This is a genomic window from Sphingopyxis sp. (assembly GCF_016793825.1).
In the GTDB taxonomy this organism is placed as follows: domain Bacteria; phylum Pseudomonadota; class Alphaproteobacteria; order Sphingomonadales; family Sphingomonadaceae; genus Sphingopyxis.
Map to the genome: position 1 here is coordinate 20,144 of NZ_JAEULM010000034.1, position 16,520 is coordinate 36,663.

32 protein-coding genes are annotated in these 16,520 nt (G+C 61.5%); 14 read left to right on the forward strand and 18 right to left on the reverse strand.

The genetic code is table 11. From position 1 onward, the window contains the following. Positions 1–98: 98 nt before the first annotated feature. The 15 genes from JNM03_RS10615 to JNM03_RS10685 form a co-directional block, all read right to left on the reverse strand. A complete protein-coding gene (locus JNM03_RS10615) occupies positions 99–878 on the reverse strand; it encodes a hypothetical protein (RefSeq protein ID WP_294036455.1) in 780 nt (259 codons plus the stop codon). Next, positions 875–1,102 carry a hypothetical protein gene (locus JNM03_RS10620; RefSeq protein WP_294036456.1) on the reverse strand — a complete coding sequence of 76 codons (228 nt, stop codon included), beginning with the start codon at positions 1,100–1,102 and terminating at the stop codon, positions 875–877. The genes JNM03_RS10615 and JNM03_RS10620 overlap by 4 nt, the downstream gene beginning before the upstream one ends. Continuing rightward, positions 1,099–1,266 (reverse strand): hypothetical protein, encoded by a 168-nt coding sequence (locus JNM03_RS10625; RefSeq protein ID WP_294036458.1) that lies wholly within the window; start codon positions 1,264–1,266, stop codon positions 1,099–1,101. The genes JNM03_RS10620 and JNM03_RS10625 overlap by 4 nt, the downstream gene beginning before the upstream one ends. Then, a complete protein-coding gene (locus tag JNM03_RS10630) occupies positions 1,259–1,783 on the reverse strand; it encodes a hypothetical protein (RefSeq protein ID WP_294036460.1) in 525 nt (174 codons plus the stop codon). The genes JNM03_RS10625 and JNM03_RS10630 overlap by 8 nt, the downstream gene beginning before the upstream one ends. Further along, entirely contained in the window at positions 1,713–2,477 is a 765-nt protein-coding gene (locus JNM03_RS10635; RefSeq protein WP_294036462.1) for a helix-turn-helix domain-containing protein, read from the reverse strand. Before JNM03_RS10635 ends, JNM03_RS10630 begins: the two co-directional genes overlap by 71 nt. After that, a complete protein-coding gene (locus JNM03_RS10640) occupies positions 2,474–2,728 on the reverse strand; it encodes a helix-turn-helix domain-containing protein (RefSeq protein ID WP_294036464.1) in 255 nt (84 codons plus the stop codon). Before JNM03_RS10640 ends, JNM03_RS10635 begins: the two co-directional genes overlap by 4 nt. Beyond that, positions 2,725–3,192, reverse strand: coding sequence for a hypothetical protein (locus JNM03_RS10645; RefSeq protein ID WP_294036466.1), 468 nt, complete (start codon positions 3,190–3,192; stop codon positions 2,725–2,727). Before JNM03_RS10645 ends, JNM03_RS10640 begins: the two co-directional genes overlap by 4 nt. Before the next feature lie 62 nt (positions 3,193–3,254). Then, on the reverse strand, positions 3,255–3,551 hold the full coding sequence (locus JNM03_RS10650) for a hypothetical protein (RefSeq protein ID WP_294036467.1): 297 nt from the start codon (positions 3,549–3,551) through the stop codon (positions 3,255–3,257). Next, complete coding sequence (locus JNM03_RS10655) at positions 3,544–3,726, reverse strand: hypothetical protein (RefSeq protein ID WP_294036469.1); 183 nt, start codon at positions 3,724–3,726, stop codon at positions 3,544–3,546. The genes JNM03_RS10650 and JNM03_RS10655 overlap by 8 nt, the downstream gene beginning before the upstream one ends. Continuing rightward, complete coding sequence (locus JNM03_RS10660; RefSeq protein ID WP_294036470.1) at positions 3,723–4,274, reverse strand: hypothetical protein; 552 nt, start codon at positions 4,272–4,274, stop codon at positions 3,723–3,725. Before JNM03_RS10660 ends, JNM03_RS10655 begins: the two co-directional genes overlap by 4 nt. After that, the gene (locus JNM03_RS10665) at positions 4,274–4,717 is read right to left on the reverse strand and encodes a hypothetical protein (protein ID WP_294036472.1); all 444 of its coding nucleotides are present in this window, start codon (positions 4,715–4,717) and stop codon (positions 4,274–4,276) included. Before JNM03_RS10665 ends, JNM03_RS10660 begins: the two co-directional genes overlap by 1 nt. Positions 4,718–4,719: 2 nt before the next feature. After that, complete coding sequence (locus JNM03_RS10670; protein WP_294036474.1) at positions 4,720–5,256, reverse strand: hypothetical protein; 537 nt, start codon at positions 5,254–5,256, stop codon at positions 4,720–4,722. Then, a complete protein-coding gene (locus tag JNM03_RS10675; protein ID WP_294036475.1) occupies positions 5,253–5,909 on the reverse strand; it encodes an MT-A70 family methyltransferase in 657 nt (218 codons plus the stop codon). The genes JNM03_RS10670 and JNM03_RS10675 overlap by 4 nt, the downstream gene beginning before the upstream one ends. A gap of 2 nt (positions 5,910–5,911) precedes the next feature. After that, the gene (locus tag JNM03_RS10680) at positions 5,912–6,346 is read right to left on the reverse strand and encodes a hypothetical protein (RefSeq protein ID WP_294036477.1); all 435 of its coding nucleotides are present in this window, start codon (positions 6,344–6,346) and stop codon (positions 5,912–5,914) included. Then, positions 6,333–6,620, reverse strand: a complete 288-nt coding sequence (locus JNM03_RS10685; protein WP_294036479.1) for a hypothetical protein — start codon at positions 6,618–6,620, stop codon at positions 6,333–6,335. Before JNM03_RS10685 ends, JNM03_RS10680 begins: the two co-directional genes overlap by 14 nt. Before the next feature lie 62 nt (positions 6,621–6,682). Here JNM03_RS10685 and JNM03_RS10690 point away from each other — a divergent pair, with 62 nt between their 5' ends. Then, positions 6,683–6,988 (forward strand): hypothetical protein, encoded by a 306-nt coding sequence (locus JNM03_RS10690; protein ID WP_294036481.1) that lies wholly within the window; start codon positions 6,683–6,685, stop codon positions 6,986–6,988. Positions 6,989–7,012: 24 nt separating this feature from the next. Here the strand turns inward: JNM03_RS10690 and JNM03_RS10695 are convergent, their stop codons facing one another. The 3 genes from JNM03_RS10695 to JNM03_RS10705 are packed head-to-tail and all read right to left on the reverse strand — an operon-like array spanning position 7,013 to position 8,538. Further along, positions 7,013–7,441 carry a hypothetical protein gene (locus JNM03_RS10695; RefSeq protein ID WP_294036483.1) on the reverse strand — a complete coding sequence of 143 codons (429 nt, stop codon included), beginning with the start codon at positions 7,439–7,441 and terminating at the stop codon, positions 7,013–7,015. Positions 7,442–7,444: 3 nt separating this feature from the next. Continuing rightward, positions 7,445–8,323: a hypothetical protein gene (locus tag JNM03_RS10700; RefSeq protein ID WP_294036485.1), complete on the reverse strand. Its 879-nt coding sequence runs from the start codon at positions 8,321–8,323 to the stop codon at positions 7,445–7,447. Continuing rightward, positions 8,320–8,538 (reverse strand): hypothetical protein, encoded by a 219-nt coding sequence (locus JNM03_RS10705; protein ID WP_294036487.1) that lies wholly within the window; start codon positions 8,536–8,538, stop codon positions 8,320–8,322. Before JNM03_RS10705 ends, JNM03_RS10700 begins: the two co-directional genes overlap by 4 nt. 8 nt (positions 8,539–8,546) lie before the next feature. On the opposite strand from JNM03_RS10705, the gene JNM03_RS10710 reads away from it, so the two are divergent. The 13 genes from JNM03_RS10710 (at position 8,547) to JNM03_RS10770 (ending at position 16,520) form a co-directional block, all read left to right on the forward strand. Next, entirely contained in the window at positions 8,547–9,275 is a 729-nt protein-coding gene (locus JNM03_RS10710; RefSeq protein WP_294036488.1) for a S24 family peptidase, read from the forward strand. A 14-nt stretch (positions 9,276–9,289) separates the two neighbouring features. After that, positions 9,290–10,027 (forward strand): hypothetical protein, encoded by a 738-nt coding sequence (locus JNM03_RS10715; protein WP_294036490.1) that lies wholly within the window; start codon positions 9,290–9,292, stop codon positions 10,025–10,027. 78 nt (positions 10,028–10,105) lie between these two features. Further along, the gene (locus JNM03_RS10720; protein WP_294036492.1) at positions 10,106–10,402 is read left to right on the forward strand and encodes a hypothetical protein; all 297 of its coding nucleotides are present in this window, start codon (positions 10,106–10,108) and stop codon (positions 10,400–10,402) included. Between the two features lie 85 nt (positions 10,403–10,487). Next, positions 10,488–10,682 (forward strand): hypothetical protein, encoded by a 195-nt coding sequence (locus tag JNM03_RS10725; protein ID WP_294036493.1) that lies wholly within the window; start codon positions 10,488–10,490, stop codon positions 10,680–10,682. Continuing rightward, positions 10,675–11,817 carry a hypothetical protein gene (locus JNM03_RS10730; protein WP_294036494.1) on the forward strand — a complete coding sequence of 381 codons (1,143 nt, stop codon included), beginning with the start codon at positions 10,675–10,677 and terminating at the stop codon, positions 11,815–11,817. Before JNM03_RS10725 ends, JNM03_RS10730 begins: the two co-directional genes overlap by 8 nt. Before the next feature lie 2 nt (positions 11,818–11,819). Beyond that, a complete protein-coding gene (locus JNM03_RS10735; RefSeq protein ID WP_294036496.1) occupies positions 11,820–12,824 on the forward strand; it encodes a PD-(D/E)XK nuclease-like domain-containing protein in 1,005 nt (334 codons plus the stop codon). A 1-nt stretch (position 12,825) separates the two neighbouring features. Next, positions 12,826–13,443, forward strand: coding sequence for a 3'-5' exonuclease (locus tag JNM03_RS10740; RefSeq protein ID WP_294036498.1), 618 nt, complete (start codon positions 12,826–12,828; stop codon positions 13,441–13,443). Beyond that, positions 13,440–14,543, forward strand: coding sequence for a hypothetical protein (locus JNM03_RS10745; protein ID WP_294036499.1), 1,104 nt, complete (start codon positions 13,440–13,442; stop codon positions 14,541–14,543). The genes JNM03_RS10740 and JNM03_RS10745 overlap by 4 nt, the downstream gene beginning before the upstream one ends. 1 nt (position 14,544) lies before the next feature. Further along, on the forward strand, positions 14,545–14,787 hold the full coding sequence (locus JNM03_RS10750; protein ID WP_294036500.1) for a hypothetical protein: 243 nt from the start codon (positions 14,545–14,547) through the stop codon (positions 14,785–14,787). Beyond that, positions 14,787–15,140: a hypothetical protein gene (locus tag JNM03_RS10755; RefSeq protein ID WP_294036501.1), complete on the forward strand. Its 354-nt coding sequence runs from the start codon at positions 14,787–14,789 to the stop codon at positions 15,138–15,140. The genes JNM03_RS10750 and JNM03_RS10755 overlap by 1 nt, the downstream gene beginning before the upstream one ends. A gap of 2 nt (positions 15,141–15,142) precedes the next feature. Further along, on the forward strand, positions 15,143–15,502 hold the full coding sequence (locus JNM03_RS10760) for a hypothetical protein (protein WP_294036503.1): 360 nt from the start codon (positions 15,143–15,145) through the stop codon (positions 15,500–15,502). Beyond that, positions 15,499–16,305, forward strand: coding sequence for a hypothetical protein (locus JNM03_RS10765; protein WP_294036505.1), 807 nt, complete (start codon positions 15,499–15,501; stop codon positions 16,303–16,305). The genes JNM03_RS10760 and JNM03_RS10765 overlap by 4 nt, the downstream gene beginning before the upstream one ends. Next, a complete protein-coding gene (locus tag JNM03_RS10770) occupies positions 16,305–16,520 on the forward strand; it encodes a hypothetical protein (protein WP_294036507.1) in 216 nt (71 codons plus the stop codon). The genes JNM03_RS10765 and JNM03_RS10770 overlap by 1 nt, the downstream gene beginning before the upstream one ends.

Consider the following 16,520-nt stretch of genomic DNA (forward strand, 5'->3'; position numbering starts at 1 on the left):
CGCTTTTTGGAAAGAGGTTTGTGCGTCAGGCGCGCGACCCCGAGTGGCGACGTAATGAATAAACTGCGCCAAGTTGTCAAGAATTTCGGATAAGTGGGTCATTTTTCGATGCCCACTTCGTCCATGTAGCCTGAGATGGCGTCCGCGCATTGCCGAAGGGTGACGTAGGGGTGACGCCCACAGCGTGCCACGCGACAAGCCCGATCGACAGGAATCTCGTCGATCATCACCAGATCAAAGAACTTGAGCATGCTCGCATCCATCCGCTCGCGCGCGTTGCGAAAATGCCACTGAGCAGCGACCTGATCTTCGGTGAACATGATCCCGCCCGGCAGGCCGCCCGAAACTCTCTGAGCAAGATTGGCGGTCTTAACTCGTCCTTCTAGGCCGGCAGCGTCGTACTGGTCGCGGTACCATTCGCATGCGACCTTCTGCTCGTCCGTGATTTTTCCGGCTCGGTAGGCGCGCTTGGCGTGGCTAGTTACCACGCGTCGTGCGGTCCTGACTGAACGGACATGATGCCCCTCACCATCGGCTTGAACCGTCACGGTGATGACGTCGCCTTTGGACAACCATTCAGGCGTTGGCGGCACCACGGCGTCTCCGACGTTGACGTAGGTTCGGTCATCGATCTCAAGGATAGCGGCCTGGCGATCAGCTTCGGCAATGCGGTCCGCTTTGTCGCGCGCGATAATCTCGTCCACACGCGCCTGTTGAGCATCTTTTTGCGCGCCTATTCTCATCATGTTGTCGAGCCAGCTCACGAAAAACTCCCATGCACCCCGACGACCCGCGAACGCCAAAGCGAACCGTTCGCCGGTCAGTTCATCATCAACGACAGCGTCGAAAATCTCTCGAAAGCCAACGATCTTCGTCACGCTTCGTCCTCCCGACGCTTGCCGTAATGCTCTTCGGCCAATTGCTTCATCCGCTCGGCCGACGCCCATCCAAAATGAGCGGGGTTGAAGACGATGAGCCCATGCGCCAGCCAGACTTCCCGGCAGGCCTGTCGGCCGAGGGTCGGGTCCGCTTCCCGCATCTGCGGCGCATAGGCTTCCAAGGGTGAGCGGAAGCCGGCGGGGCGGTCGTGATTGCGGCTCATAGCGGCAGGCCTTCCTGTTTCGTCTCCACGGGAGATTCATTGCGTCCGGTGCGCACCGGGCGAAGGTTCCCAGCATCGTCGACGATCCATTTCATGCCGGTCTTACCTTCGGCCGCGCGCTTGGCGTTGTACTTGGCCGCCAGTGCCTTTGCGTCGTCATGCATCGGCTTCACCCCGAATGGGGCGGGCGCGATAGGCGCCGTCATCGTGGAGGCGGAGGAACCCGCGTTCGGCGCCGATCTCGCGGACCCTCTGGGGCAGGGCGTCGATGGCGTCTTGGTTGAGCAACCGGCGATCGAGGGCGTCCATGATGTCGTTCAGCCGTGCCTGTCGCTCCTGCCGGACAGCGCTGGCGGCAAACACCGTCCGATGCTTGTGCTCGACAAGATCGCGCTCGCTCCAATCCGCGAGGATGGCGAGGCACTGCTTCGGCGTAGGGAACCAGTCGAGCGTCGTAAGCGCTGTTTCCACGAGATTGCTGATCGCTGCCTTCGAGTATTTCCCAAGCAGTTTTCTGTAAATGGCGAAGCGAAGCTCGCCCCGGATATCATCCTCGGCTCGGCTCGGCAGAATGGCCAGCGCCCGCATGGACTTCTCGAAATGGTCATCATCACAGCAAGGAATGTTGGGCGGCGACGAGTTGGCGACCGCCTCCATCTCCGTCATCTGCTGGTCGCTCATCCGCAATGCGCGCCTCTCGTCGGCGGTCGATAGCTCGCTCGAATCCGCTTCGGTTGTCACGTTCGCGATAATTGCCGGAACCGTTGCCCCGATTTGACCCGCCGAACTTTCGTCCATTGATGACCCATGTTTTCCAAGCATCCTGCCAGTCCTTGAATTTGTTGCCGCGCGATCGATGGTGAGCGGTGAAGTGCTCGATCTGGATTTCGAGTTCTCCGGGTGGCCATCCGTCGATGATCTTCCGACATTGAGACTTGGGTCCGAACTCGGCGGGCACCCAGCCGTGAGGAAGTTCGTGATCTCGCGCCTGCGTTTTTTTGGGTTGATCGGTTCTTGGTTGTTTCTTGATAGGTTTGGGTGCGAGATTTGCGGGGGTAGGCGCAGATTCTGCGGGGGGGCCCCGCAATTTCTGCGGGGGGGCAATATCTGCGGGGGTGCAGAACTTGCGGAGGTTTAGGGTATAGATAGGGCTGGTGCCGGGACGCTGTTGATCGTCGAAATATTCGTTATCTTTCAGCCATTTGAGAGCGGATTGCACGGTGCGCTCGGACTTGCTCGTCTTCCGGCAAATCAGCGACACAGACGGCCAGCACTTACCATCCTCGTCGGCGTGATCCGACAGGCACATTAAGACCATTTTCTCCGTGCTCGGAATCTCCATGTCCCAGACTGCGCTCATCAGCCGAAAGCTCACCCAGCCCTCCGCAGTCCGTGCATCACAGAAGAGTGATCTCGATTGAGCAGGCGCCCGATGCGCGGGTTGGAGAGGCCTTTGGCGCGCAGTTCGCGCATTACCTGCCAGCGGGCCTCGCAGTGCAGTCGGGCACGCGAAGAACCAGTGATGTCCTCTGGTTCAATGTCGTGCAGCTTCGCCACGCGGGCGATGATCTCGCGCCCGGTGTAGCGCGTCAGTGCGGGCGGCGTATACCAGCGGGGGAACATCATCCGACCAGTTCCCGCCACGAATCCGCAGACCAACCCTTCCGCTCCGCCTTCGCGATCAGTTCGGCCTCGGTAAGCACGGCATTCCCGTACCGCCAGCACTTGCCCTTGGGGTTCGCGGCGCCATTCACATCGCAGCGAAAGACCGGCGCATCCCGGCGAAGGTGCTGCGCGGCCATGTCGGCAACGCCCTTTGCGCGCTGGCCGTGGAACGATGTTCGGCTGTCCCGCGCGAAATTTCCCTGAGCCTTGCGGAGGCCCATACTGTTCGCCTTGGCCTTGATGGCCGGAGCCGTTCGGCCAAGCAGCTCGCAAAGCTGGCCGTAGGTCATGGAATTGAAGTTGGTGCGCAGGATGTAGACGTCGCGGTCGCTCCACGCGCTAACGGTGCCACCGGGTCCGGCATAACCAACTTCCCGTCGCCAGCGGTGAGCCGTGGTCTTGGACGTGTGATAGCGATCGACCATCACGCGCAGCGGCAGCGAAGGGTCGAAGTTGTCAGGGACTGGCCGAGGTATCGGACTGGCCATCAGACAGGCTCCACGACGGGAGCACTCTTCATCTGCTCGATGACTTCGCGGTCGAACTCGTCAGGGACGTGATCGTCGATCTTGCGGAAAAGGCCGTGATGGAAGCCGTCGAACTTTACGCCCCGGACACCGACCAGAACCAGCGCAAGGACGCCTTTGTATTTGCCCTCGGCTCTGCTGATATAGAGGCCTTCGACCTGATAGATGCGGCCGACCGAAACCCGCGTCGTGGACCCGAAACCGGGAAGATATTCCGTCACGCAAATCGCGCGATCCCCAACCTGCCAATCAGACATTTCCCGCTCCCTTCCACCACTTGAGGACATCAGCCGCCGGAGCATCGACGTACCCACCGACCGCCGCGGCAATGCGCTGGTCGGACATCCGGTCGCCTGCTCGTTCGGAGTTCTGCTTGATTTCGCGGAAGCGGCGGACGGCGGTGTCGCGCTTCCATTGTTTGAGGTCGGTCATGCGTGCATTCCAAGAGGAGGGCGGAGGATCTCGTTGGCGGTCCACGGCGGCGGCATCCCAATCGATTCCGCGCCATGGGTGAGAAGGCCGATCGCGTCGGCTTCGTCGTCGTTGCCGGGCTTCATGCCGAGCTGGCGGCAGCGTTCCATCGTGAGGTCTTTCAGCGTCTCGCGCTTCGTTCCCCGCTTCTGGCTGCCGATAAAGGAGACGCGCCACGTCGACGGGGGTACACCCCGGACAATTCGGCACCCCAGTTCGTCACCAAGGCATTCAGCGGTGGCCGCGAGACCAGCGAGTATCTTGAGCGTTTCGATGTTCGTATGGCCCTGCAGGACTTCGGGGCGCAGTGGCTCTTCGAAGAAAATGTAGTCGATCGTCACGAGTGACGAGAGGTCGGCAACGCATTGGCGCAGCTTTTTGTATGTGCGGCCGCGCGAGGTGAACTCGCTACCGAGCACCCAAGTCCCGAACCGGGCGCTGTCGGAGCTTTTCTCCCACAGCGCCCAGCCGGTTGACCGCTTGGACAGATCGAGCCCAAGGATCGCCATTATTCGGCGGCTTCCCGATGAGCATCGGGATCAGCGTCTTCCTGATCCTCGTCTTCCGGGTCCGCCTTCTGGCCGACCGCGACGAGCTGCGGCTTCGGGCGTTCCGCTTCGGGGACGATCGATTCCGCCGGCTTGCCTTCCGCGATGTCGACCATGTCGCGCGGCATGACGATGTTCAGCTCTTTGCAGAGCCCGTTGAAGCAGCGCAGGAAGTCGTCGCGCTTCGCCTCTTCCATGCCGTCCAGCTTGAACGCGAGCTTCGCGGCGCCCGGCTGGATATGGCAGTTCTTTTTGATGTGTTTGTACGCCGTCGAGACTTCCTGGCTGTATTCGCCGACTTTTGAGATCGCCGGCTTCACATCATTTCGGTAGGCGCGCACGGCTCCCGTGAAATCCTTCTGGGGGACTTCATGGGAGACGGGCTTGGTGGCAGCTTTTGCCATGCTCATACTCCTTTCATGGTGGTTTCAGCGGGAGCAGGATGTCCGGCACGGTTTCGGCGGCAGGTATCGACAGGCGCATTCCTGTCGCTTGCCCGCGGCGTCACGTCGGGGAGGATGCCCGCGCCCGCGTCCTGTCCGGAATGAGGCGCAACCTGCCGCCTCCTGCTCTCTTTCCGACCCGCTGAAAGGTCGGCAGGAAAGCCCGTCGCCGGTTCTGGGAAAGCGGCGGGCAGGGTATTCAGTTGGCGCGCTGCATTGGCCTCGCGCAGGAGTTCGGTCCGGCGATCACGAGCGGCGAACCATGTTTCATGAGACTTGCGACCGGCGTCGACGTGCTGTTGATGGATGAGGTCAAGCTGGGCCTGCGCGATCAGCATCTTCCCGCTGTCCCGTTCCCACAGTGCCCTGTAGCGAGCCTCCGATGCTGTCGCCTCGTTCAGACGGGACCGGAAGTGGAGGGCGGTCAGCTTCCATGCTGCGGCGGCGCCAGCTCCGCACCAAAGAGCGGATAGCGACATGAGATAGGCCGTCGTCGTCATGCTGCCTCCGCATCGAATTTCGTGGTTTCGTTGCCCCACGATTCCCAGCTTGGGGCCGGTGAGCGCGCGAAGAGTTCGCAATAGGGGCCGTCGCAAAGGGCCTCGATGTCCGAGCGGATGCGGTCAGGCTTGCGGCTGTGTTCGCGGCGAGGTTCCGTCACCAACTTGCGGACGGAAGCGGAAAGGCGCTTCGGATTGCCTCGCGTGAAGAGTAGGCAGAGTTCCGGATTGGCCCGCGTCCAATAGCCCGTCCCCATCGGGAAGAGCTTGTGCATCGGATCGTCCATGTCCTTGGCGCGATTTGACGTCTCGCGACGCATCTTCGCCCAGTAGAAGGCGACCGTCTTGTACTCGAATCCCCAATGGCGGCCGATTTCGATTGCCTCAGGAAGCAGCGGATCGATCGCCCACATGAAGAGAACGCAATCTTCGGCGGCCAGATGGTTGACTGGCAGCGCGCGGATGTCATCGATCGACATCGTCTCGTAATGGCGGGCGGGGTTGTTTGTGCGGGATTGAGCGCGGGTCATCGGGCCGTCAGGGCAGCGGCCCATGCCCTTCTCGCTGTACATCTTCATCCGCCACGGCGGATCGGCATAGATCGCACCATAGCGGAAGGGCATCAGTGTGCCGAATGGCCACCCCTCCGACATCGTCAGCGGCCCGCCGACTGGATCTTGGCAATCTTCTCGTCGAGAAGAGCATCCTCTTCGGCAACAATCTTAACGCCGCCGGGGCTGTCGGCACGGTGGGCAGCATGCTTCGCCTGCAGATAGTCGCTCACAAGGTCGGCCATCTCGTCGTGGTCGACCTCTTCGGGGGCGCGAACGACAAGGAATCCGGTCGGCAACAGGAGCGACATGAGGTCGTCGGGGATCGCGCCAGCGAGGGCGAAAACCGCGGAGCCGGGTATTTGAGCCGAGGTCTTCGCTTCGTCTGCCGGGAAATAGGTGAGCAAGGTCGAATAGCCGATCTTGCTGTCTTGGCTGACGACCTTCATCGAAATTAGACGCCGGTCGAGTTCCCGCCGGATTGCCCTCTGCCGGTCGCGGATCACTTCCACGATCGTGGATTCGTCATTCGGGATCATGTTTGGCTCCGGCTGTATTGAGGGATGCATGGACACGAGAGACCTTCACGCCACCGGCAGCGCGGTAGACGCGATGGAAATGCAGCGGCTCGACGAGCAGCGCGCAGCCTTCTTCTTCGTCGATCGGGATGACACGGACGGCCTGGTTGAGGGCGCGGGCGATCGAAGCCGCTACACCCCCGCCGATCGTGTGGGGCACGACCGACGAGGGCTGCTCGCTGGGCGACCCAGAGGCGAGCGGGGGGGTGGGATTTGCGCCGCCGGGGCCAGTCATAGACTCGCTCCCGGCGACGGCTTATTCGTGCAGTTGTTCAGACAAGCACGAAAGGAATGGGGATGGACCCGATCACCGACTTGCAGACGGAAAACCTCATGCTCCGGCACGTGCTGGAACATCTCTGGGCCAACTACATTTGGGACCGATCCGACACGCCGGTTGAGGCGGCAGACGTCATCGGCGAGCAGATGCTTCAAGACATCGAGCGGATTTACTCCAGCTCGGTCGTCACACACCGCGAAGAGTTGCACATCACCCTTCAAGGCATCCTCCATCACGAGGAGGATTTTTGGAAATCCGTTTCCGAGCGGGTGCGCCAAAGGCAGATTCGAGAACTCTCGCGGAGAAGCGACGAGACGGAATGACCGCGATCGGGGTGCTGGGCGGGTTCATGCGGCCTGTCCGGCGCGGGCGGCGACATACTCACGGATTTCGCGAGCATGAGCGCGACAGCCCTTGGCCATTTCTTCGTACTCGCTGGCGCGCGCGAGCAATTCGATGTCGGTACACTGGTCAACCGGAACGAGCAGGTTGCGTCGGCCGCGACGGACGAAATACGCCTTTTGCAGATGGTCGAAACCGGGAAGCGTAAGCTGCAAATCGGGATCGAGGTCAGCCACCTTTGCTTTCTTGATGCAGGAACGCGCAACGTCGCGGGCATGTTCGAATGCGAAGAGGCGATAAAATTCCGCGTCGTTGCCGCGGATATCGGGGCGCGCACTGATAATCGCTGCAGCGATTTCGTCCTGATCGACGATCAGCCCTTTATCGAGCGTGTCGTGGATTTCCTTGCGAACCTGTTTCGTGATGTCGCTCATCGGTCAGAGCCTTTCGAGGATGGAAGAGTGCGCCGCGTCGAGCTTGGAGATCAGTTCCCGCACCACGGCGCGGTCATCGTCGATCAGTCGAGGCAAGAGGTCGTCGATGTCCCATCCAGCAAGTTCGCGGGCGTAATCGCGGAGCATGCCGGTGAAGTGCATGGCGCGGTTGAAATCGAGCGGGTCTCGGTCTTTGTGGTCGATCACCGGGCGCGGCGTGACGCCATGCTCCCGGACTTCGCGGGCGGCCTGTTTCACAGCAACGGGGCCTTTATCGACGAGGGCTTGAACCTCTTCGACCGGCAGCTTCGCGACTTCGGCTGCGGCGGACACGGACACAACGCCCGTTTCGACAGCGGCGACCAATGCAGGGACGGCGATCTCGCGTACCTTCCGCGCCGCTTTGACACTGCGCTCAGAGACGTTGAGCATCTTCGCCGCGTCGGCATTGCTGACTATCGCGGGAGGATTATCAGGCGCTTCCGGCAAAAGGGGCAAATTTGCCCCTTTTTCGGATGGGCGGCCTTGGGTCTGATTTGCCAGCTTGGAAGCGGCCATCGCCCGCTGGCTTTCGGTCAAATGCCGCCTGCGAAGGTTGAGGCTGATAACATAACCGAGAGGGTCATGCCCCTCATACTCAACTCGCGGATATTCAATGCCGAGTTCGCGCGCGGCGGAATAGCGGTTGCGGCCATCAAGGATGTAGCCGTCGTGAAAGACGATCGGCTCGATCACGCCGTTCTTGGCGATGTCCGCTTTCAGCGCCTCATAAGCTTCGCCCTCCATCCAAGGGAAGACATCAGCATAGGGATGCCATTTCACGCCGACCGGTGGCACGCGCTCCAAAGTCGCTTCCGGCTCGATGTGAGCGACGGCGTTCATGCTGCGTCGTCCTTGGCAGGGGTGAGGCGCGCTTCTAATGCCCGGACGGCAGTTTCCACCTTTTTGATGCTTGCGAGGGTCATGCCACCCTTTCCCTGCTTCCAATTCGAGAAGTTTGGAGCGTGGACGCCAGCCTCGGCACGAACGTCTGCAAGGGTCAGCCCGATCGCCTTTGCGCGAGCCTCCCAGTCGGCGAAGAGTTCATCTTGTTCCATGGGCTGCAATGCATAATAGCATCATTGCTAATCGTAAAGAGCAATCTTGCTACGGGATTGCTAATCGTATTTTTGCTAATTCCGAATCTATGTCAGATGAAAACGAAGACAGGGCGCTGATCCAAGCACTTGTGGACTGGAGCGGCATGTCGGCCTCGAAGCTAGCCGTCGAGGCGCGCCTTGCTGTCTCGACCCTCACGAGGCCGCTCAATCATGATGTGAGCTTTGCACTTTCGAAGCCGACGCTAAACAAGTTGAAAGCACGTTTTCCAGACTTTCCAGGATGGAAGAACCAAGAAGCGGACATTCCCGATCCCGAACCCGCGCTGGCTTACGTGGCTGTCGAAGTCCTTCCAACTTACGCTGGCGCCGGCGGTGGCGGAACCGGGGATGATGACCGGAAAACTGCGCTCGTTTCGCGGGCGTTAGTCGAGGGGGAGTTGCGCGGCCATGCTGGCGATTTTGTGCTCGTACCGATCCGTGGAGACAGCATGGAACCGGACTTTTTCCAAGGCGACCAAGTTCTGTGCGACAAGCGGGATCGATCGCCGGCGCAGCCAGGACCTTTCGCAATATGGGATGGAGAATGGGGGGAATACGTCATCAAGAACGTGGAGCGAATCGAGGGCGGTCGGGTGCGGATGTTCTCTTCGAACCCAAAATATTCTCCCACGGAAATTCAGCACGACGAAACGCGTATAATCGGGAGGCCGGTTTGGTTTGGTAGGCGCTGTTAAGCGGGGGAGTGGCAATGAGATATCTGGTTTTCTGCGGGGCTGCAGTCGGGATAGTCGCGCCAGCTTTCGGGCAGTCGGCTATGATGGCTCATGCTCAGATATGTCCAGGCACGCCCGAACCCGTTCCGGGTTCGGCCTTGGCTGCCAAGTTGAAGCGGAGCACACTGTCCGATCAAAAAAAGGACGAGTTCGAAACTACCGCTCAATTTCAGGCTAGGATCCGGCAACAGGCTGATCGCGAGTTTCCCGGTTCAACCGTGAGCGTGGCGGTGAAGGTGTCACCTTACAAGATTTCCTATAATGCGGACGCTGGGACTCTGACGCTCGAAATGGCGAGGTCAGACTACGCCGTAAAACGTAGCGGCCTGTCGGTAACGGAGATCGAGAGTTCGTCTCGCGTTACGGGGCGCTATGCGGCGCAAAACAGCTATGGCGCTGAAATTGAAGTCGAAGAGCGCTCCGACTCCGAGTTTGTCATAGCATGGCCTGGCCTTCCTTCGTACGGTGTCAAAGTTGATTTGCACGTTTCGTCGGATGACGCCCGCATTCTGAAGCAGAATGCTGAGATGGTAATCGTTGGATCAATCGCCGAGCCCTTCCTTCAGCGCAGATACGATTTGGACCTGCCCACAATGGATTCTCCGACGCGCCGTACAACGGAGAGTTACGCCCTGACCTTGTCACCATCCTGCCTCTATTTGCGAGACATCAATGGCAAGGCTTTTGGGCTTCGGCTGTCGAAAGCTCGATAATTAGCATTAATGCAAATTTATAGTTGCACGAATTAGCAATCGTGCTACAAGCGGCCCCGTCACCACGACGGAGCCTTTATGCCCTACTTCCCCCAAGACCGCAGCCACCGGGAGCGCGAAGAGCGCCTCGAACAGCTCGCATCGCAGGAAATCCCAAGCCCGACGGTCCGCGCGATCAATGCGCGTGAAGATGCGCTGAGGGCAATCAACGAGGCCGAGCGCATCCGTGCACGCGGATGGATGACGGCAATCGAGCATTATCAGGTTTCCGCAGCGCTCAATGGCAGGACGCCGGAAGAGGCGAGGGCGGTCGTGCGTGCGCGGTTTGCACGGGATTATGCGGCGGCGGTTGCAGTCGAGAGGGTTGCCGCATGAAGCGCACCCTTGTCTGGTTCGCGATCGGTGGTGCCGCAGCCATCCTGTTCGGCATTGCCGCTGGTCTTGTCACGGGGGGATTTTGATGACGCCCCCGATCATCATCCCGGCTGAAACTCTGCAAGCCGATGAAAGCCCGGCGCCCGCCTCGCGCCATCCCCTCATCTGGGCGCTCTGGGTCGTGACCATCGCCCTTGTCGGCGCGCATCCCCTGTGGGTGCACGCCGGCATGCCCGTCCCCTCGTTTCTGGCCCCCATCTTGGAGAATATCAATGTCTGACGCCGCTGCCGAAGTGATCCACGGTGAAGTTATGCTGGTGGAGCCGGGGACGGATATCATCGAAGCGGTTTCGGCGCAGCCGGGTCTTGTGCTGCTCGACAGCGTCAAATTTGACGAGTTCTACGAGCGGCTGAAGGCCAAGGCGCCGAGCGATGTCGATGCGTCGACTGGCGCGGGCCGTGACAAGCTCCGGTCGTTCGCAGCCGAAGTCCGCCGCGAGAAGGCGGCCATCGACAAGGCGAGGCTCAACCTGACTGCCGGCTGGCGGGATATGACCAAGCAAGCCAACGAGGCGGGCAAGGTCATCAACGAACGCCTCGAACAGCTTGCGATCGACGTTCGCAAGCCTCTGACCGAATGGGAGGAGGCGGAGAAGGCGCGCGAGGCGGAAGTTGACCGCATCATCACCGCGCTCCGGTCAGCCCGCTTTGTCCCGATGGGCGAAATCTCCGAGACCATCCGCGCTCGCGGCACCGCGGCGCATGAGGTCGAAATCACGCGCGAGCAGTTCCAGGATCGCTTCGAGGAAGCCGAGCGCGAGAAGAAGGACACCGTAGCACATCTCTTCACCGCGTTGCAGGCGGCGGAGAAGGGTGAAGCCGACCGTGCTGAACTCGAACGCTTGAAGGCCGAAGCGGCAGAGCGCGAGCGCGCCGAACAGGAAAAGCGGGAAGCTGAAGAAGCTGAGGCGCGCCGAGCCGAGGAAGATCGTCTGGCCGAAGAGCGCCGCGTCGCCGCCGAGCAGGCCGAGAAGGAGCGCGTGGAAGCCGCTGCTCGCGAAGCAGAGGATCGCGCACGCCGTGAAGCCGAAGAAGCGGCCGAAGCCGAGCGCCAGCGCGTCCAGCGCGAGCATGAAGAAGCCTTGGCCGCCGAACGTGCGCGCGCCGAGGAATCCGAGCGGGTCGCTCAGGCCGAGCGCGATCGCGTCGCTGCCGAAGAGCAAGCCCGCAAAGATGCGGAAGCTCGCGAGGCCGAAGAAAAGGCGAAGCGCGAGGCCAATCAGGCGCACCTTGCCAAGGTCATGGGCGCGGCAAAAACTGCCATCATGTCGTGCGGCGTCGATGAGGAGACCGCGAAGAAGGTCGTTCTCGCCATCAAGGCCGGACTGGTTCCCGCCGTGACGATCGCGTTCTGACGATGGACGCTAATCCCTTCTCAGTCGGCTATTCCGGCCCGCCGCCCGGCGAGGGCGCATCGGACGCTCCGGCCAGCAAGCCGAAGGCGGATGAAACGCTCATCACCGAACCAGGCGCCTATCCCGACATCGACGGCGACCTCTATCACGCCGTGGAAATTTGTGCTTCGCCGTCGATCAGCTCGACGGGCCTCAAGACGATCGAGAACGAAACGCCCTTCCACTACTGGTATCAGTCGCCGCTCAACCCGGATCGGCCGCAGCGCGAGCAGAAGCCGCATTTCAACATCGGCAAGGGGGTCCACGACCTTCTGCTGCTGCAGGGCCTGTTCCCGAAAAACTATTTCATCCTGCCCGAAGGCTTCGACGGGCGGCTGAAAAAGTGGGCCGACGCCAAGGACGAGAAGGCTGAAGCCGAAGCCAGTGGCGTCCCCGTCCTGACCTTCCCGCAATATCGCATGGTCGAGGCGATGGCCGAACAGGTCGAGAAGAACGAACTGGCAAAGGCGCTGCTTATCAGCGGCACGCCCGAAATGACCGTGATCGCGAAAGACCCGGCGACCGGCGTTTTCATGCGCGCGCGGCCCGACGTGCTGCCCGAGACGATGGATATTCTGCCTGACATCAAGACCACGCTGTCGGCGCATCCGATGGCCTTCGAGAAGCAGGCAACGAACCTCGGCTATTTCATGTCGGCCGCCCATTACATCGATTGCGTCGACCTCGTTTTCGGCGAGCCCGCAAAGAAGCGCCGGTTTGTCCTGATCGCGGTCGAGAAAGAGCCGCCGCATCTGGTCCAGATTTACCAGCTCGACGACGAGGCGATCCAGATGGGGCGGATGCTCAACCGTCGGGCGCTCAACACCTTCGCCGAGTGCCTGAAATCCGGCGTCTGGCCTGCCTATTCGCGGCCCGAAAACCCCGTCCTTCACCTTCACATGAGCCGCTGGAAACACGCTCAGATCAACCAGCGCGTCGATTCCGGCGAGCTTTCTTGGGAGAATTGACATGATCCTCGGCTTTGACACCGAAACCAGCGGCTTGCCGAATTTTCACGAGCCTTCGGATGATCCGGGGCAGCCTCACTTGCTGCAGATCGCAGCCGCCCTCTACGACCTTGCGGGGCGGGAGGTTCACCGCCTCTCGACGATCGTCAAGCCCGGTGAAGGTTGCGTCATTCATCCGAAGGCCCTGGAAGCACACGGGATCACCCTCGAACGCGCGCATGCCGAAGGTGCCGATCCGGTGCAGGTCGCCCGCGACTTCATCGAGATGGCGCGACAGGCAACGCTGATCGTCGGCCACAATGTCTCGTTCGACGTTCGCATCAAGCGCATTCACGCCGCGAGGCACCTCGGGTTCAAGTGGGATAAGCCCGCACCGACCTTCTGCACCATGTACAAGTCTACCGGCTTCACTCGCATCCCGGCGACCGAGGCGATGCGCGCGTCAGGCCGCTTCGGCTTCAAGGTGCCGAGCCTGATGGAAGCGCATCAGCATTTCTTCGGTGAGGGATTCGACGGCGCGCACGATGCCGTAGCCGACGTCGAAGCCTCGATGCGCATCTTCTGGCATCTCGTCCGTGAAAAGGGCGTCCCGATGTTCAAGGCGGAGGCAGCCGCGTGAACGACGTCGTCACCCCCGACCAGATTCGCCAGCAGGCGAACCGGGTACCCGGCGCCAGCCAGGCTACCAATATCGAACAGTCACGCGCGATCGCCGAAGTTCAGGCAATGGTGCTTGTCGCCCAGCGCGCACCGCGCGACGAAGCGCGGGCGATGTCGCAGGCTATGTCGTCCTGCGGCCAGCGAGCGGTTGCTGACAGGGCGTTCTTCAGCTTCTCGCGCGGCGGATCGAGCGTGAACGGCGAATCGATCCACCTCGCAACCGAACTCGCGCGATGCTGGGGCAACATCGACTACGGCATCATGGAATTGGCGCGCGATGATGTCGCCGGCCACACCGAGATGCTCGCTTTCGCATGGGATCTCGAAACGAACGCGAAGTCGCGCCAGACCTTTATCGTCCCCCACGTGCGCGACACCCGGCAGGGCAAAAAGCCGCTGACCGACATGCGCGACATTTACGAGAACAACGCGAACAATGGCGCGCGCCGCCTCCGCGAATGCATCTTCCGGGTTCTGCCGCCCTATCTCAAGGTGGCGGCAGCGCAGCGGTGCCGCGAGGTGCTGGAAAAGGGCGAGGGCGACCAGCCGCTTCCCGCACGCATCGCGACGGCAATCGAGCGCTTCTCGAAGATCGGCATCAGTCTTGATCGCATCGAGGCCAAGCATGGGCCGAACAGTCGCTGGACGCCGGTCGAGCTGGCGAACCTACAGATCACCTATCAGTCGATCCGGCAGGGGGAGACGACGGCCGACGAAGCCTTCCCGAAGCCGGGCACCGACGATGTTACCAGCGACCTCAAGAAGATCGCGGAAGCGCAGAAGCGCGTCGATACGGTGACGGATGACAACCCGACCGCCGCAGAAGGCCTGTCCGACTTAGATCGGGGCGAGGATCACAACGACGAGCCGCATCCCGCCCAAGCCGCAGTCGACGCCCACCTGAAGCGCATCATGAACGCCGAACTCAAGGCTGATGTCGACCTCGCGATCAGCGACTTCTCGGCGAACAAGGAAGCGCTGCCGGATCACCTTCGCCAAGAGGTCGATGACGCCGAGCACAATCGTCTGATGAAGTTCTCGACGGCAGGGGCGGGCTGATATGAGTGTTTCCGCCCCCTCGCATCCTCGCATCGGTGAGCCGCCGGTGATCGACACCCGGCATCTGTCGACCACGACGGCAAATCTGCCGCTGCGCGATCACTATGCCGCCGTCGTGCTCCCCGCCATTGCCGAGCGCTACCTGAAACTCAACGGCTTTGGCGACACTTGGGCGATGAACGTCGCCGGGCATGCTTACAAGCTGGCCGACGCTATGATGGCCGAACGGCGGGCGCGTCTCTGATGGGCTTCCCGATCCGCCACGGCCGCATCAAGCCGAAGTATAATCCCATCCCGAACGCGGGCGAGCGCCGGCACCGTGACCGCATCCGGACGCTGCCCTGCTACGGATGCGGCAAGCGGGGCCGGTCGGAATCGCATCACATTCTGCTTGGCGCACCCGGCAAGCGCTGGCGCCGCGATCACCGCTTCCAAGTCCCCGTCTGCGCCGACTGCCACCGTGGGCCGAATGGCATCCACGGCATCGGCTGCGAGGCGACCTGGTGCGAGCGCAACGGGAAGGACACCCCTGCCGAGGCCTCCCGCCTCCAACTCGAAAGCATCGAACTCGGCATTTTGCCGCCTGAAGGAGCATGAACATGGGATTTTTACGGATGATAGGCCTCGTGTCGGCCGAAGAGCATGCGAAGCTCAACCTCAAGCTGCGGGCGGCGACCGATCAGTTGAACGCGGCCGACGTTGAAAATATCGAGAAGGGCAAGACGATCTTCGCCCTCGAAGCAGATGTCGAACAGCGAGACCGGACCATTTCCGGTCTCCGCGCCCAACTCGAAGCGGCGGAACAGGTGATCGCCGCCCTCAAGCCCGACGCCGAAGCCATGCGCGCCAAGCGAAAGCGCGACCGGGAACAGCAGGCCGCAAAGAAGGAAGGCAAGAAACCCGCTTTGCCGACCGCAACGAAGGCGAAGGTGACGGCGAAGAAGGGGGTGGGAAAGTGACCGCGACCCTCGAAGACCTTCTCGCCCGCTGGGATTCCGGCGACGGCAAACCGTACAAGGGATCGCTGATAGATTGGGACGCCTATGACGGCGACGGATCGGAGCCGCCCGAAGATATGGGGTGCATGTGCGCACAGGGTCAGGTGCTGCACCTCATCGGCGGATGGACACCAAAGCAGCTCCGTGTCGAACAGGACAGGGCTGATCGCGAGGTGGCCAAACTTCTCAATATCAGCGTCGGCCACGCCATCCTGCTCCGCAACATCAACGACAGCATTGATGGTGCGCCGTCGATCGTCCTGACCAACCCAGAAAAGGTTCTCGGCGATCAAGCGAAGATCGTTCTGGCCTTCTGGCTGCACATGGACCGTATGACCGATGAAGAATGGTCGGCAGCACGGTCGGCAGCACGGTCGGCAGCAGTGTCGGCAGCACGGTCGGCAGCAGTGTCGGCAGCACGGTCGGCAGCAGTGTCGGCAGCAGGGTCGGCAGCACGGTCGGCAGCAGTGTCGGCAGCACGGTCGGCAGCAGGGTCGGCAGCACGGTCGGCAGCAGTGTCGGCAGCACGGTCGGCAGCACGGTCGGCAGCAGGGTCGGCAGCACGGTCGGCAGCAGTGTCGGCAGCACGGTCGGCAGCAGGGTCGGCAGCACGGTCGGCAGCAGAATATGCCTGCTCCGAGATCCAAGGCGCCCACCTTCTGCGCGAGCAAGGAAAGCCGTTCTACTTCCTCCCATTCTTCGGCTTCGACAGCCCGGAAGCAATTCCGGCACTGCCCGACAATTACGGAAAGGTCTCGATCTGATGGCACTCTATGCAGTCCGCAATAAGACGACCGACAAGATCCGTCTCGTCGATGCGCCGACCAATTCCGCAGCCCTTCGCCATGTCGCCGGTGACGAGTTCGCCGTGACGATCCCGAAGCCCCGCGAGGTCGCCAAGCTGGTAGCCGATGGGGTGAAGGTCGAGGACTATGGCGCCGAGCCGGAAGCCCAGGTCGCCGAGGAAGGGGAGGGCTGA

Excerpts from the sequence above, each read along its gene's own strand:
- JNM03_RS10730 (WP_294036494.1), top strand. The coding sequence starts at position 10,675 with ATGTCTGACGCCGCTGCCGAAGTGATCCACGGTGAAGTTATGCTGGTG.
- JNM03_RS10755 (WP_294036501.1), top strand. The coding sequence starts at position 14,787 with ATGGGCTTCCCGATCCGCCACGGCCGCATCAAGCCGAAGTATAATCCC.
- JNM03_RS10645 (WP_294036466.1), bottom strand. The coding sequence starts at position 3,192 with ATGGTCGATCGCTATCACACGTCCAAGACCACGGCTCACCGCTGGCGA.
- JNM03_RS10740 (WP_294036498.1), top strand. The coding sequence starts at position 12,826 with ATGATCCTCGGCTTTGACACCGAAACCAGCGGCTTGCCGAATTTTCAC.
- JNM03_RS10655 (WP_294036469.1), bottom strand. The coding sequence starts at position 3,726 with ATGACCGACCTCAAACAATGGAAGCGCGACACCGCCGTCCGCCGCTTC.
- JNM03_RS10695 (WP_294036483.1), bottom strand. The coding sequence starts at position 7,441 with ATGAGCGACATCACGAAACAGGTTCGCAAGGAAATCCACGACACGCTC.
- JNM03_RS10715 (WP_294036490.1), top strand. The coding sequence starts at position 9,290 with ATGAGATATCTGGTTTTCTGCGGGGCTGCAGTCGGGATAGTCGCGCCA.
- JNM03_RS10735 (WP_294036496.1), top strand. The coding sequence starts at position 11,820 with ATGGACGCTAATCCCTTCTCAGTCGGCTATTCCGGCCCGCCGCCCGGC.
- JNM03_RS10660 (WP_294036470.1), bottom strand. The coding sequence starts at position 4,274 with ATGGCGATCCTTGGGCTCGATCTGTCCAAGCGGTCAACCGGCTGGGCG.
- JNM03_RS10700 (WP_294036485.1), bottom strand. The coding sequence starts at position 8,323 with ATGAACGCCGTCGCTCACATCGAGCCGGAAGCGACTTTGGAGCGCGTG.
- JNM03_RS10625 (WP_294036458.1), bottom strand. The coding sequence starts at position 1,266 with ATGCATGACGACGCAAAGGCACTGGCGGCCAAGTACAACGCCAAGCGC.
- JNM03_RS10705 (WP_294036487.1), bottom strand. The coding sequence starts at position 8,538 with ATGGAACAAGATGAACTCTTCGCCGACTGGGAGGCTCGCGCAAAGGCG.
- JNM03_RS10630 (WP_294036460.1), bottom strand. The coding sequence starts at position 1,783 with ATGAGCGACCAGCAGATGACGGAGATGGAGGCGGTCGCCAACTCGTCG.
- JNM03_RS10710 (WP_294036488.1), top strand. The coding sequence starts at position 8,547 with ATGCATAATAGCATCATTGCTAATCGTAAAGAGCAATCTTGCTACGGG.
- JNM03_RS10725 (WP_294036493.1), top strand. The coding sequence starts at position 10,488 with ATGACGCCCCCGATCATCATCCCGGCTGAAACTCTGCAAGCCGATGAA.
- JNM03_RS10770 (WP_294036507.1), top strand. The coding sequence starts at position 16,305 with ATGGCACTCTATGCAGTCCGCAATAAGACGACCGACAAGATCCGTCTC.
- JNM03_RS10675 (WP_294036475.1), bottom strand. The coding sequence starts at position 5,909 with ATGTCGGAGGGGTGGCCATTCGGCACACTGATGCCCTTCCGCTATGGT.
- JNM03_RS10690 (WP_294036481.1), top strand. The coding sequence starts at position 6,683 with ATGGACCCGATCACCGACTTGCAGACGGAAAACCTCATGCTCCGGCAC.
- JNM03_RS10670 (WP_294036474.1), bottom strand. The coding sequence starts at position 5,256 with ATGACGACGACGGCCTATCTCATGTCGCTATCCGCTCTTTGGTGCGGA.
- JNM03_RS10750 (WP_294036500.1), top strand. The coding sequence starts at position 14,545 with ATGAGTGTTTCCGCCCCCTCGCATCCTCGCATCGGTGAGCCGCCGGTG.
- JNM03_RS10685 (WP_294036479.1), bottom strand. The coding sequence starts at position 6,620 with ATGACTGGCCCCGGCGGCGCAAATCCCACCCCCCCGCTCGCCTCTGGG.
- JNM03_RS10665 (WP_294036472.1), bottom strand. The coding sequence starts at position 4,717 with ATGGCAAAAGCTGCCACCAAGCCCGTCTCCCATGAAGTCCCCCAGAAG.
- JNM03_RS10620 (WP_294036456.1), bottom strand. The coding sequence starts at position 1,102 with ATGAGCCGCAATCACGACCGCCCCGCCGGCTTCCGCTCACCCTTGGAA.
- JNM03_RS10760 (WP_294036503.1), top strand. The coding sequence starts at position 15,143 with ATGGGATTTTTACGGATGATAGGCCTCGTGTCGGCCGAAGAGCATGCG.
- JNM03_RS10680 (WP_294036477.1), bottom strand. The coding sequence starts at position 6,346 with ATGATCCCGAATGACGAATCCACGATCGTGGAAGTGATCCGCGACCGG.
- JNM03_RS10650 (WP_294036467.1), bottom strand. The coding sequence starts at position 3,551 with ATGTCTGATTGGCAGGTTGGGGATCGCGCGATTTGCGTGACGGAATAT.
- JNM03_RS10720 (WP_294036492.1), top strand. The coding sequence starts at position 10,106 with ATGCCCTACTTCCCCCAAGACCGCAGCCACCGGGAGCGCGAAGAGCGC.
- JNM03_RS10640 (WP_294036464.1), bottom strand. The coding sequence starts at position 2,728 with ATGATGTTCCCCCGCTGGTATACGCCGCCCGCACTGACGCGCTACACC.